Annotated in this window: 13 protein-coding genes; 4 read left to right on the plus strand and 9 right to left on the minus strand. The window is 72.4% G+C overall.

Going from position 1 to position 12,910, the window contains the following annotated elements:
• Nucleotides 1–53: 53 nt before the first annotated feature.
• Nucleotides 54–1,037: an NAD(P)/FAD-dependent oxidoreductase gene (locus tag Q0858_RS13740; RefSeq protein ID WP_299055380.1), complete on the minus strand. Its 984-nt coding sequence runs from the start codon at nucleotides 1,035–1,037 to the stop codon at nucleotides 54–56.
• A gap of 46 nt (nucleotides 1,038–1,083) precedes the next feature.
• On the opposite strand from Q0858_RS13740, the gene Q0858_RS13745 reads away from it, so the two are divergent.
• Nucleotides 1,084–2,139, plus strand: coding sequence for an AbrB family transcriptional regulator (locus Q0858_RS13745; protein ID WP_299055383.1), 1,056 nt, complete (start codon nucleotides 1,084–1,086; stop codon nucleotides 2,137–2,139).
• Here the strand turns inward: Q0858_RS13745 and Q0858_RS13750 are convergent.
• Nucleotides 2,093–3,376: a nitrate/nitrite transporter gene (locus Q0858_RS13750; protein ID WP_299055385.1), complete on the minus strand. Its 1,284-nt coding sequence runs from the start codon at nucleotides 3,374–3,376 to the stop codon at nucleotides 2,093–2,095. The two genes, Q0858_RS13745 and Q0858_RS13750, sit on opposite strands and share 47 nt — an antisense overlap.
• A 215-nt stretch (nucleotides 3,377–3,591) precedes the next feature.
• Here Q0858_RS13750 and Q0858_RS13755 point away from each other — a divergent pair, with 215 nt between their 5' ends.
• On the plus strand, nucleotides 3,592–4,206 hold the full coding sequence (locus Q0858_RS13755; RefSeq protein ID WP_299055386.1) for a hypothetical protein: 615 nt from the start codon (nucleotides 3,592–3,594) through the stop codon (nucleotides 4,204–4,206).
• Nucleotides 4,207–4,305: 99 nt separating this feature from the next.
• Here the strand turns inward: Q0858_RS13755 and Q0858_RS13760 are convergent, their stop codons facing one another.
• The 4 genes from Q0858_RS13760 to uvrB form a co-directional block, all read right to left on the minus strand.
• A complete protein-coding gene (locus Q0858_RS13760) occupies nucleotides 4,306–4,932 on the minus strand; it encodes a TlpA disulfide reductase family protein (protein ID WP_299055728.1) in 627 nt (208 codons plus the stop codon).
• Between the two features lie 115 nt (nucleotides 4,933–5,047).
• Nucleotides 5,048–5,599 (minus strand): hemerythrin domain-containing protein, encoded by a 552-nt coding sequence (locus tag Q0858_RS13765; RefSeq protein WP_299055388.1) that lies wholly within the window; start codon nucleotides 5,597–5,599, stop codon nucleotides 5,048–5,050.
• 31 nt (nucleotides 5,600–5,630) lie between these two features.
• Complete coding sequence (locus Q0858_RS13770) at nucleotides 5,631–6,071, minus strand: VOC family protein (RefSeq protein ID WP_299055391.1); 441 nt, start codon at nucleotides 6,069–6,071, stop codon at nucleotides 5,631–5,633.
• A complete protein-coding gene (gene uvrB / locus Q0858_RS13775; protein ID WP_299055393.1) occupies nucleotides 6,068–8,194 on the minus strand; it encodes an excinuclease ABC subunit UvrB in 2,127 nt (708 codons plus the stop codon). The genes Q0858_RS13770 and uvrB overlap by 4 nt, the downstream gene beginning before the upstream one ends.
• Nucleotides 8,195–8,255: 61 nt before the next feature.
• Between uvrB and Q0858_RS13780 the strand changes: the two genes are divergently transcribed.
• Nucleotides 8,256–9,068 carry a hypothetical protein gene (locus Q0858_RS13780; protein WP_299055395.1) on the plus strand — a complete coding sequence of 271 codons (813 nt, stop codon included), beginning with the start codon at nucleotides 8,256–8,258 and terminating at the stop codon, nucleotides 9,066–9,068.
• On the opposite strand, the gene Q0858_RS13785 is transcribed toward Q0858_RS13780, so the two are convergent.
• Entirely contained in the window at nucleotides 9,039–10,391 is a 1,353-nt protein-coding gene (locus Q0858_RS13785; protein WP_299055397.1) for a M14 family zinc carboxypeptidase, read from the minus strand. The genes Q0858_RS13780 and Q0858_RS13785 overlap by 30 nt on opposite strands.
• A 147-nt stretch (nucleotides 10,392–10,538) precedes the next feature.
• Here Q0858_RS13785 and Q0858_RS13790 point away from each other — a divergent pair, with 147 nt between their 5' ends.
• Nucleotides 10,539–11,741, plus strand: coding sequence for a phospholipase D-like domain-containing protein (locus Q0858_RS13790; protein WP_299055730.1), 1,203 nt, complete (start codon nucleotides 10,539–10,541; stop codon nucleotides 11,739–11,741).
• A 13-nt stretch (nucleotides 11,742–11,754) separates the two neighbouring features.
• On the opposite strand, the gene Q0858_RS13795 is transcribed toward Q0858_RS13790, so the two are convergent.
• Nucleotides 11,755–12,519: a VOC family protein gene (locus Q0858_RS13795; RefSeq protein ID WP_299055399.1), complete on the minus strand. Its 765-nt coding sequence runs from the start codon at nucleotides 12,517–12,519 to the stop codon at nucleotides 11,755–11,757.
• Entirely contained in the window at nucleotides 12,516–12,671 is a 156-nt protein-coding gene (locus Q0858_RS13800) for a CopG family transcriptional regulator (protein ID WP_299055402.1), read from the minus strand. Before Q0858_RS13800 ends, Q0858_RS13795 begins: the two co-directional genes overlap by 4 nt.
• Nucleotides 12,672–12,910 lie beyond the last annotated feature (239 nt).

Raw genomic sequence — 12,910 nt, forward strand, 5'->3', positions numbered from 1 at the left:
GCCTGAGGACGTAACTCCCGTTTACACCGACCCGGCCAGCCTAGGGGTGCGGCTCAGGCGTTCGACGAGTGCCCCGGGAAGACGTGGGCGGAGGGGTCGATGTCGACCGCGGCGTTGTTGACCGCGGTGGCGGCCTCCCCGAACCCGACCGAGATCAGCCTCACCTTGCCGGGGTACTCCGTGATGTCCCCGGCGGCGTAGACGCGCGGCAGGTTCGTCCGCATGTGGGTGTCGACGACGACGTGGCGCTTGTCGGTCTCGAGGCCCCACTGCTGCAGGGCGCCGAGGTCGGCGACGAAGCCGAGTGCCGCGACGACCGCCTGGGCGGGCAGCACCCGCGTCCCGCCGTCCACGTCGAGCTCGACCTCCTCCAGCGTGGTGGCGCCGCGCAGGGCGGTGACCTGGGCCTTCGTGACGATCTCGACGCTGCTCTCGCGGACCTCCCGGATGGTCCGCTCGTGGGCGCGGAACGCGTCGCGGCGGTGCACCAGGGTGACCGACCTCGCGATCGGCTCGAGGTGCTGCGCCCAGTCGAAGGCCGAGTCACCGCCGCCGACGACGACGACGTCCTTGCCGCCGTACGGCGCGAAGCTGGGGACGAAGAACTCCAGCCCACGGCCCAGCCACCCGTCGGCCGCCGGGAGCGGCCGGGGGCTGAACTTGCCGATCCCGGCCGTGACGAGGACGGCCCCGCAGACGATCTCGGTGCCGTCGTCGAGGCCGACGCGGACGCGCGCGCCGTCGTCCACGTGGTCCATCGAGGTGGCCGTGCGGTCCAGGAAGTACGCCGGGTGCGCGGTCGCCGCCTGCTCGACCAGGCCGGCCACCAGGTCGCGGCCCTTGACGCGGGGGAAGCCCGCGACGTCGAGGATCTGCTTCTCCGGGTACATCGCGGTGACCTGGCCGCCGAGCTCGGGCAGCGAGTCGACCACCGCCACCCGGAGCTCGCGGAAGCCCGCGTAGTAGGCGGCGTACAGGCCGGTCGGGCCGGCGCCGATCACGAGCAGGTCGACCTCGGTGGGCTCCGTCACGCTCATGGAGGCGATCCTGCCCCGGCGAGGGGCCTCTGGGACAGTGGCACCGATGTCGTCCGCCCGCCGCACCGCCGCCGGCTGGCTCGCCGTCCTGACCGGATCGGCGCTGGCCACGGCCCTCCTGTGGGCCGTCGGCGCCCCCACCCCGGCGCTGTTCGGACCACTGCTCGCCGGCTTGGTGTGGGCCCTCACCTCCCCGGTGACGCTGGTCCTGCCGTCGCTGGCCGCCCGCTCGGGGCAGGCCGTGCTGGGCGCCACCATCGGCGCTGTCGTCACCGCCGAGACCCTGCGCAGCCTCGGCGCGGACGTCGTGCCGATCGTGCTCGTCGTCGTCGCCTCCCTGGGGCTCAGCCTCGCCGCCGGCTGGGCGCTGGCGCTGCGGCGCGACGTCGACCTGCCGACCGGGGTGTTCGCGATGATCGCCGGCGGCGCCTCCGGCGTGGTCGCCGTCTCCCGCGAGCTCGGCGCCGACGAGCGGGTGGTCGCGGTGGTCCAGTACCTCCGCGTGCTGCTGATCCTGATGGTGATGCCGCTCGTCGCCGTGGCGCTGTACGGCGGGTCCGCCGGCGGCGGCGCGGCCGTCACGGCCGGCACCGACCTGCCCGGGGACCTGCTCTTCGTCGTCCTCGCGGTCGGTGGCGGGCTCGCGCTGACCCGCTGGGTGAGGGTGCCGGCCGCCGGTCTGCTGCTGCCGCTGACGGTGGCGGTCGTGATCGCGGCCACCGGCGTCCTCGGCACCGTGTCGGTGCCCGCCTGGCTGCAGTGGCCGGCGTACGCCGTCATCGGGGTGCAGGTGGGGCTGCGGTTCACCCGCGCGTCGCTGCGGTCCATCGCGGCGATGCTGCCCGCCGTCGTCGGGCTGATCGTGGCGCTCGTGCTGGCCTGCGCGGGGCTGGGCGGTCTGCTGGTGCTGACCACCGACGTCGACCCGCTGACGGCCTACCTGGCCACGACGCCGGGCGGGCTGTTCGCCGTCCTCGCGACCGCGCTGGACAGCGACGCGGACGCCGCCTACGTGCTGGCGCTGCAGGTGGTCCGGCTGCTGGTGATCCTGCTGCTCATGCCGTTCCTGGGACGTTTCCTGGCCCGCCGCCGAGCGCCCTGATCTGGCTGCGGGTCCTCCGCCGCCACCGCCAGAGCTGCAGGAGGCCGAGGCCCCACAGCACGTACTGGCTGCTCATCGCCCACCGGAACGCCTCGGGGGTGTAGGCCGTGCTGGCGCCGGGGGTGAACGCGTCGAGCACCACCCCGATGACCACGACGAGGACGAGGCTGGCCACGAACCCGCCCTGGTTGATCAGGCCGGTGGCGCTGGCCAGCCGCTCGGAGGGGTTCGAGGTGCGCCCGAGGTCGAAGCCGATCATGGACGCCGGACCGCCGACGCCGACCACGACCATCAGCAGCAGGAGCAGCGCCAACGGGGCGTTCCCGGGCCAGAGCAGCACGACCGCCCAGGTCGCCGCCAGCGCCCAGACCACGCTGATCGCCAGCGTCGAGCGGTGCCACGGGTGGATGCCGATGAACCAGCCCATCAGCGGGCCACTGGCCATGACCGCGACGATGATCAGGCTCAGCAGGAGGCCGGCCTCCGCCGGGGAGCGGCCCTCGCCGCGCACCAGGAACGGGTAGCCCCACAGCAGGCTCATCGTGGTGGAGCTGAACTGGGTCGTGAAGTGGATCCAGAAGCCCAGGCGGGTGCCGGGCTGGGCCCAGGAGGCGGCCAGGCTGATGCGCACGGCGGTGAGCGAGATCGGGGCGCCGCGCAGCCGTCGTACCTCGGGGGTGTCGGCGAGGACGACGAACGCGACCACGCCCGCCACCAGGCTGGCGCCCGCGGCGACCAGGTAGGCGCCGGTCCAGCCGAGCGTCCCGAGCGCCCACGTCATCGGCACCGCCGCGACGATGGCCCCGGACTGCCCGAGCGTGCCGGTGAGCTGCGTCATCAGCGGGATGCGCCGCGGCGCGAACCAGCTGCTCAGCATGCGGAGCACGCACACGAACGTCATGGCGTCGCCGATGCCGACCCCGACCCGCGCGAGCACCGCGAGGGCGTAGGTGTCGGCCAGCGCGAACCCCGCCTGCGCGACGACGATGAGGGCGGTGCCGGTCAGCAGCACCGACCGCGACCCCCAGCGGTCGACCATGAGGCCGACCGGGACCTGCATGGCGGCGTACACGAGCAGCTGCAGCATGACGAACGTCGACAGCTGCGCCGCCGAGATGCCGAACCGGTCGGAGGCCTCGAGGCCCGCGACGGCGAGCGAGGAGCGGTGGAAGACGGCCAGCAGGTAGATCGCCAGCCCCACCGCCCAGACCGTCAGCTGGGTCCGACGGGAACGCATGGGCACTCGCGTCAGGGTACGGCGTCCTCGCGGCCGGGCTGGATTCGGCGGGGGTGGGGCGGGGGCTGGGCACGCACCGTGCGGCGCGCGGCTCACCACGCTAGGTGGGCGAGCACACGGTGAGCGAGGCGAGCTCACCGCGCTGACCTCGGGCTGACCTACCTACCCTGGTGAGCGACGGGCTGGAGTGTCGACCAGTCCAGGAGAGGAAAGCCATGGGACCCGCCGACGCCCTGCTCAGGGCGGCCACCGCCGATGGCACGGACGTCCCGGGGACGCCGTACAGCCTGCGTCTCGAGGGGCTCCGGGTGCCTCAGGACGGCGGACCGGCCCACGTCAGCTGGACCTACCGCGACCCGACGGGCGAGACCGACCGGGTCCCCGGCACCACGGAGGTGCGGCTCACGGACGACCCGCGCACCCAGTGGCGGGCGGCGCAGCTCGACGCAGCCCACGCCTACCAACGACACCTCGACCTCGACACCCGCCCCGGCGAGCCGTACGTCCCGGTCCGATTCGAGATCGACGAAGCGTGGCACCTGCTGCTGGAGCACCTGGGGCGGAGGCACCGGGTGGTGGAGTCCGACGGCGTCCTGCGGGTCGGTGAGCACGGGCGGCTCCGTGTCGACCGCGAGGCGTGGGCGGCCTACCTCAACCAGTTCGCCGACGACACCGGCACGGGCCCCGAGGAAAATCCCGACGGCTGGGTCCCGTGCGCTGTGCCCCTCGTGGACGGACTCCCGCTGTGGGCCGACGACGAGCTGACCGAGTCACTCGGCGCCTGGGGCAACGGCCGCGTCGTCGGTCGCGAGATCGTGACGGACTCCTAGCGGCACCAGCAGTGTCGCCGGAGTCCGCGACCTCACGACCTCCTCCGGTCCGTGCCCACGACCGAAAGCCGTCCCGCGGCCGGCCCGCCACACCGACTCCTACTGGTGCTTCACTCCTGCCGGCGCCGTGGGGCCGGGCCCCGGCAGGACGTCCGACACGATGTCCTCCAGCTGCTCGACCGACTCGATGACGACGAACCGGCGGTCGACCACCCTCCCCGACGCGTCGATCACCATCAGCAGAGGGAGCTTGTTGAGGAACGGGATCGGGTCGAGCGCGTTGATGTCCCCCGCAGGGTCGGACAGCTGTGGGTACGTGGCACCGGCCGCTGCGAGGAAGTCCATCGCACGGTCTGCCTGGGGGTCCTGGTAATCGATCCCCAGTACGGGGACACGCTCCCCGTGCTCGTCGTGGAAGTCCTGGAGAACGGGCACCTCGGTAGCGCACGCTTCACACCACTGAGCCCACACGCTGATGACCCGCGGCCCCCTCAGGGTGGATAGGTCCACGGCTCGGCCTCCGCCGAAACACTCGGGGACGACCTCGGGGAGTCGGTCTCCACCCGGAGTCCTACCGCCATCAGGCTCGGGCGCTGGACACGGTTCGATCCCCGCTCGTTCCTTGGCTTCGCGCAGTTCAGGCGTGTCGACCTGCACCTCCGGGGGCCCGGTGAACGGCAGGGTCCAGTCTCGGTCGCCGCCCGACGAACAGGCCGAGACAGACATCGCTGCCACGACCGACGCGACCACCCACCGGACCACGGACGGGACGCCGGACCTGCGAGTCACGTCTTGACCCCGCCCCGACCCGACGTCCGTGACGCCGGCTCACTCATGACGGTCAGTCGTCGTCCTCGTCGAGAAGGCCCTCGCGCTCGGCCTCGGCGACGATCTCCCGCAGCTTCGTGAGGCTGCCGCAGTCGTCGTCGATCAGCGCGTTGCGGGCCTCGGCGAACGTCCGGCCCAGCTCGGCGCGCTCACGGTCGGAGACCCCGTCGCGGGCGGGGTTGAGGATGGTGAGCTCCTCCTCGGTGAGGTGGTGGTTCACCGCGGTGGCGAGCGCCTCGACGGCGTCGTCGAAGGCCTGGGTGTCGGTGCCCTTGAGCTCGAGGACGGCGAGCAGCGCCTCGTGGCCCTCGGCGTGCTCCTCCTCGCCGTGCTCCGCCTCGTGCTCGCTGACCGCCTCGCGCTTCTTGAGGCGGGGGTAGACGTGCTCCTCCTCGGCCCGGGCGTGGGCGACGTGGAGGGTCGAGAAGGCACGGCGGACGGCGTCACGGTCGGAGGTGGCGTCCCGGAGGTCGCGCAGGAGGGTCTCGAAGCGGCGGTGGTCGTCGAGGATCAGGTCGACGACGTCGCCCTCGATCGGGCGGCCCAGGTCGATGGAGGTGCTCATGTGACGGAGCGTACGGGTCAGCCCGCGCGCGTCAGTCGAGGCAGAACTCGTTGCCCTCGGGGTCGGTCATCACGAGGAAGCCCGCCTCCATGCGTCCGTCCGGGTCCGTGCGGCTCACTCGGGTCGCCCCCAGGCTCCTCACCCGCTCCGCCTCGACCTCCAGCGCCTCCATCCGCTCCTCGCCGGTGAGCCCCGGGGCGGCGCGGACGTCCAGGTGCAGGCGGTTCTTGACCGACTTGGACTCCGGGACGCGTTGGAAGAACAGACGGGGCCCCACGCCGTCGGGGTCACTGCACGCCGATCGGGAGTTCCACTCCGACTGCGGCACGCCCCACGCCTCGAGCGCGGCGGGCCAGGAGTCGAACCCGGGCGGCGGCGGGTCGACGACGTAGCCGAGCGCCTCGGCCCAGAACGCCGACAGCGCCGCCGGGTCGGCGCAGTCGACGGTCACCTGCACCGCCCGGACGGTCACTTCATCGCCTCCATCATCTGACGCAGCTCCTTCTTCAGGTCGCCGATCTCGTCGCGCAGGCGGGCGGCGACCTCGAACTGCAGCTCCGCCGCGGCGGCGTGCATCTGGGTGGTGAGGTCCTGCACGAGGTTCGCCAGGTCCGCGGTCGGCATGTCGCTGGGCGGCGGGGCCTCGCCGTTGGCGCGGCTGAGGGCCGGGACCGGCTGCCGGGCCTTCGCCTTCACGCCGCCGGCGCGGGAGTTGGCCTCCGTGCCGGCCCAGGTCTCCAGCAGGGCCTGGGTGTTCTCGTCCTCGCGGGCGAGCATGTCGGTGATGTCCGCGATCTTCTTGCGCAGCGGCTGCGGGTCGACGCCGTGCGCCGTGTTGTAGGCGACCTGCTTCTCGCGGCGGCGGTTGGTCTCGTCGATCGCCGAGGCCATGGACGGCGTGACCGTGTCGGCGTACATCAGCACCTGGCCCGACACGTTGCGGGCGGCGCGGCCGATGGTCTGGATCAGCGACTTGTCGGAGCGGAGGAAGCCCTCCTTGTCGGCGTCCAGGATCGCGACCAGGGACACCTCCGGCAGGTCGAGGCCCTCGCGCAGCAGGTTGATCCCGACCAGGACGTCGTAGCTGCCGAGGCGCAGGTCCCTCAGCAGCTCGATCCGCTTCAGGGTGTCGACCTCGGAGTGCAGGTAGCGGCAGCGGACGTCGTGGTCGAGCAGGTAGTCGGTGAGGTCCTCCGACATCTTCTTGGTCAGGGTCGTCACCAGGACGCGCTCGTTCTTGTCGGTGCGGTCCCGGATCTCGGCCATCAGGTCGTCGATCTGCCCCTTGGTGGGCTTGACGATGACCTCGGGGTCGATCAGGCCGGTGGGGCGGATGATCTGCTCGACGACGTCGCCGCCCACCTTGTCGAGCTCGTAGTCGCCCGGCGTCGCCGAGAGGTAGATCGTCTGGCCGATCCGCTCGAGGAACTCCTCCCAGCGCAGCGGCCGGTTGTCCATCGCGCTCGGGAGCCGGAACCCGTGCTCCACCAGGTTCCGCTTGCGGGACATGTCGCCCTCGTACATGCCGCCGATCTGCGGCACCGCCACGTGGGACTCGTCGACGACGAGCAGGAAGTCCTCGGGGAAGTAGTCGAGCAGCGTGTTCGGCGCGGAGCCGCGAGAGCGCCCGTCCATGTGCATCGAGTAGTTCTCGATGCCGGCGCAGGAGCCGACCTGGCGCATCATCTCGATGTCGTACGTCGTCCGCATCCGCAGGCGCTGGGCCTCCAGGAGCTTGCCCTGGGCCTCGAAGACCGCGAGCTGCTCGGCGAGCTCGGCCTCGATGCCGCGGACGGCGCGCTCCATCCGCTCCGGGCCGGCCACGTAGTGGCTGGCCGGGAAGACGTAGAGCTCCTGGTCCTCGGTGATGACCTCCCCCGTGACGGCGTGCAGGGTCATCAGCCGCTCGACCTCGTCACCGAAGAACTCGACCCGGACCGCGTGCTCCTCGTACATCGGGAAGATCTCGAGGGTGTCGCCGCGGACGCGGAAGGTGCCGCGGGTGAACGACATGTCGTTGCGGGTGTACTGGATCTCGACGAGCCGTCGCAGCAGGGTGTCGCGGTCGCGCTCCTCCCCCACCTTGAGCCGCACCATGCGGTCGACGTACTCCTGCGGCGTGCCGAGGCCGTAGATGCAGGACACCGTCGAGACGACGATGACGTCGCGGCGCGTGAGCAGCGAGTTGGTCGCCGAGTGCCGCAGGCGCTCGACCTCCTCGTTGATGGAGGAGTCCTTCTCGATGTAGGTGTCGGTCTGCGGGACGTACGCCTCGGGCTGGTAGTAGTCGTAGTAGGAGACGAAGTACTCCACCGCGTTGTCCGGGAAGAGCTGCCGCAGCTCGTTCGCGAACTGCGCCGCGAGGGTCTTGTTCGGCTGCATCACCAGCAGCGGTCGCTGGACCTGCTCCGCGACCCAGGCTACCGTCGCGGTCTTGCCGGTGCCGGTCGCGCCCAGCAGGACGACGTCGTGGGTGCCGCCGTCGATGCGCTTGCTGATCTCGGTGATGGCGGCGGGTTGGTCGCCGGCCGGCTGGTAGTCGGAGACCACGTGGAACGGCGCCACACGGCGCTCGAGGTCGGTGACGGGTCGCATGCGACTCAATCTACGACCGACCGCCGACAGCGGCTCCCGGCCCGGTCCTAGGCTCACGGCCGTGCCGGACCCGTCAGGACCCCTCGTGCCCGACCACGTGCTCGATCTCTTCGTCGCCCCGGCCGTCGACCGCCCGCTGGCGGGCAGCCGCAGCGTCGTCGCCGGGGACCTAGTGCTCTCCCCCGGCCACGACCCGCGGGTCGACGACCTGCTGTCGCCGATGCTGGCCCGGTTGGCGGTCACGCTCGACGAGCGGCCCGGTCGCGTGCCGGGCGCGCTGCGGCTCGCGGTGCCCGTGCCCGCCCGGGACGGTTCGTGGGTCGTCGACGGGTGGGCGGCGACGCGGTGGGAGCCCGGGACCCGGGAGTGCGAGGACCCGGGCGTCACCCTGGCGGCGGGTCGGCTGCTCCACGCGGAGCTGGCGGTCGCGGTGCCGCGACCCCCCGAGGCCCTGGCCCGGCGGACCGACGCGTGGGCGCGGGCCGAGCGGCTGGCGTTCGGCCCGGTCGCCGACCTCGTGGCCGCGGCGGAGGGGCGGGGCCCCGCGGTCGCCGGGCTCGTCGGTCGGCTGGGCCCCTGGCTCCCGGAGCCGACCGGTCTCGGCCCGAGCCAGCTCGTGCACGCCGCCCTGGCGGGCAACGTCCTCCTGGACCCCGGCGGGTCGCCGGTCGTCGTCGACGTCACGCCCGCCTGGCGACCCGTGCGGTGGGCCGAGGCGGTCTGCGCGCTCGGGGCGCCGACGCGGCTCGTGGAGGGGCCGACGCGTGTCGAACGGGAGGCGCTGGCCCGCGCCGCGGCGTACCGGCTGCTCGGTGAGGAGCGGCCGGACGCCGCGGCGTACGCCTCAGCGCTCGAGGCGCTCGGCCTCCCGTAGCACCTGGGCGTCCTCGTCCTCGCCGGACCCGATGTTGGGGCCGCGCGGCGGGATGGCGTCGTAGTCCGCCGGGTCGAGGCGGTTCACCTGGCCCGAGGCGATCGACGACAGCATGCCGTCGAGGCCGATGTAGACCGAGCGCGTCAGCACGGCGCGGTAGCGCTGGCCCAGCGTCTGGGTCTGCCCGCGGACCTCGAACAGGACGGCGCCGCTGCCGTTGAGGGCGAAGGAGCCGAGCGCCGTCCCGGGCAGGTCGATGCCCTGCGGGTAGAGCGTGACGTTCCCGAACAGCGGGCGGTCGGCCGCGGCGGCCTGCAGCGAGCGGTTGACCGCGACGTTCAGCTTCTTGGAGTAGTCGAGGTCGTAGTCCTCGGCGTACTCGGCGTACTCCGGCTTGGTGGCCGGGTCGGCGACGAACTGGCCGGAGATGGAGAGCGTCACGTACTCGTCGGGGTCGTCCGGCATCACGTAGCAGGCGCCCTGGTGGTGCAGGTCGACGTACGTGTCGACCTCACCGAACTCGTCGGTCAGGCCGCGGTAGACGTCGCGCACCGTGCGGGCCTCGGGCGTGATGTACCAGCCGGTCTGGGACGAGTCGCCCGGGAAGTCCTCGGCGCGGGGGCGGTAGTCGAGGTCGGGGTTGAAGTCGCGGTTGGTGTCGAAGCCCGGCCGCTGGCTGTAGTCGTCGCCCTGGATGTCGGGGTCGTCGTAGTAGTTCCACGCCGGGTCGGCGCCGCGCAGCTGCGGGAAGCGGGCCCGGACCTCGCGCCAGCTCTGGTCGTTGCCGCGACGGTCGAGCTCCGCGCCGTCCGGGTTCATCTTGGGGATGGCGACGATCGTCAGCTCGTCGCGCCAGCGCTCGGCCTTGCGGGACTCACTCGTGCCGACCCAGTCCAACAGGTCGAGGATCGCGTCGGTGCCGGTCTTCTCGTTGCCGTGGATCTCGCTGACGAGCATCACGACCTCGTCCCCGGTGCCGACGCGGGCGGACCAGATCTCGCGCCCGCGGTTGCTGCGGCCGATCTCGTCGACCTCGACACGGCCGTCGCTGACCCGGGCGATGCGGGCCAGCTCGACGCCGAGCTCGCGGTGGTCGGTGAACTGGTTGACCGGCAGGTCGCGGGGTTCCTCGCTGCACGACGCCCGCGCGCGGACGAACGCACGGTCGCCCGGCTGCGCCTCGTCGTACGCGCGGGAGGAGGACGGGGGCTCCGCGCCGCCGGAGCCGGGGGCGCCGACGGCGGAGGTCCCGCCGGCGAGGAGGGCGAGGGACGCGAGCCCGAGGACGGGCGCGAGGGCGCGTGAGCGCAGGACAGCAGACACAGGTTCTCCCGAGAGTTGTGAGGTTGCTGGGCTGTTGCTATCAGGAGTCGGCCCCGCGCGCCAGGGTCCTGCTTATAGGTTGACGCCGTGCCCCGCCGACGTCCGACCGCCGCCGAGACGTGGCTGGTGGTGCTGCGACGGGTGCTGATGGGGCTTGTCGGCGTCCAGCTCCTGACGGCCCTGGGCCTCACCCTCACCGACTCGTACCGTCGCCGCGGCCGCAAGCCGAAGCCGTTCCCGGTCACGCCGCCGCGGTCCGTCCCCGTCGGCGGAGGCGAGGTGACGACGTACACGTACGGGCGCGACCTGTACGCCGACATGCTGGCCGCGATCGAGGGCGCGCAACGACAGGTGCTGCTCGAGACCTACATCTGGAAGGGCGACGAGGTCGGCGAGCGGTTCAAGACCGCCGTGATCGACGCCGCCCGGCGGGGCGTCGAGGTGCACTGCATCTACGACGGGTTCGCCAACCTGGTCGTCTCGCCTCGCTTCAAGCGGTTCCCGGAGCCGGTGAAGGTGCTGCGCTACCCGGTGTGGACCGCCGGCATCCGGATCTTCGACATGCGCCGCTACGGCCGGGACCACCGCAAGATCCTCGTCGTCGACGACGAGGTCGGCTTCGTCGGCGGTTACAACATCGGCTCGGCGTACGAGACGGAGTGGCGCGACACCCACGTCCGCATCACGGGGCCCGGGGTCTGGGACCTCAAGCGCGCCTTCGCCGACTTCTGGAACCTGAACCGTCGGCGGCTGATCCTCACCTCCGAGCGGCCGCTCCTGCTCGAGACGCCGTCGCGGTGGGAGCCGGCGATCCGGTTCCAGCGCAACGTGCCGCGCCAGCTCGTCTTCCCGATCCGGGCGATGTACCTGGAGGCCATCGCGAAGGCCTCCACCAACATCTGGATGACCCACGCCTACTTCATCCCCGACCAGGACTTCGTGGACGCGCTGCGCGTCGCCGCCATGCGGGGCGTCGACGTCCGGCTGCTGCTGCCCATGACGTCGAACCACGTGGTGGCGGACTGGATCAGCCGCGGGTACTTCGAGCAGCTGCTCGTCGCCGGGGTGCGGATCTTCCGCTTCGCCGGCGCGATGGTCCACGCCAAGACGTCCACGATCGACGGCAGCTGGTCCACCGTCGGGACGGCGAACGTCGACCGGCTCAGCCTGCAGGGCAACTACGAGATCAACGTCGAGATCATCGACCCCGCGATGGCCACGAAGCTCGAGGAGATCTTCACGACCGACCTCACCAACGCCGTCGAGCTGTCGCTCGAGGACTGGGAGGCCCGGTCGTTCCAGCGCCGGTTCGCCGAGGGGATCCTGGCGCCGCTGCGCCCGCTGCTCTAGTCGTTCCCGCCTCTCAGGGCACGGGCGGCGCCGGGTGGATCTCCAGCTCGCGGCCGTCCGGGTCGGTGACCCGGAGGACCTCGCCCACGCCCTCGGCGTGACCGACCTCGGCCGGGTGGCCCGCGGCCACCAGCCGCGCCGCCACGTCGGCGAGGGGCTCGGACGTCTCCAGGCCGAGCTCGCACACCGGGGAGTCGTCGGTCGGCCGGTGCAGCCCGACGGCCCCGCCGGGGCCCTCGCAGGCGGCCCACCACTCGTCCTCGCCGGGCCGCGGCGCGAGGCCGAAGGCGCCGAGCAGGGTGCGGGCGTCGTCCCGGAGCTCGAGGGGCAGGTACCAGACCGGCCGGACGGTCGTGCGGTCGTCGGGCGACCCGGCGCGCTGGTGGTAGCCGTAGCTCTCGCCGGAGTCGGTGTCGACCTGGATCTCGTGGCCGTCGGGGGCGGGGACGACGAGCGCCCGGCCCCACGCCTCGTCGTACGGCGTGACGTCGAGGCCGGTCCCGCGCAGGTCGGCGACCAGGGCGTCGAGGCCGGCGGAGACGAAGGACAGGTGGGTTTCCCCCGCTGCCGCGCCGAGATCGCTGGAGGAGGCGCTGTGCACGGCGACGGCGCCGCGTCCGGCGCTCAGGACGACCCAGCCGCCCCCGTCGGCCTCGCTCTCGCGGCCGAGGCCGACGACCTCGAGGAAGCGGGCCACCGCCTCCACGTCGTCGGTGAACCGGACGGGCCGGACGAGGTCCCGCACGCGGGTGTCGCTGCCGCTGGTGACGGTGATCATCGGTTCTCCTCCAGGTAGGCGGTGAGGGCTCGTTCGACGAGCGCGGACAGGCTGGCGCCCTCGTCCACGGCGCGGTGCTTCACACGACGGACGAGCTCGGGCGGCAGGTAGACGTTGAACTGGGTCTTGTCCGCGCGACTGGGTGACGGCACGCGAGGATGCTAGCAACCTAGACTACTGAGGGGAACCCCTCCGAGTCGGCACGTCTGCGCACCTCAGGAGGCTCGAGTCGGCACGTCTGCGCATCCCGCGGAGGCTCCGTCTTCGGCTGAATGAGTGGTTGGCGACCGGTCGGGGTGGGATTGTCGACGCTCGGGACGTGTCGCACCCGGCCGGACCCTCGGGCCGCGCCGATCGCCACCGAGCACGACGGGCGCGGGTCCGGTCCCAC

The organism is uncultured Nocardioides sp. (assembly GCF_947489365.1).
In the GTDB taxonomy this organism is placed as follows: Bacteria; Actinomycetota; Actinomycetes; order Propionibacteriales; family Nocardioidaceae; genus Nocardioides.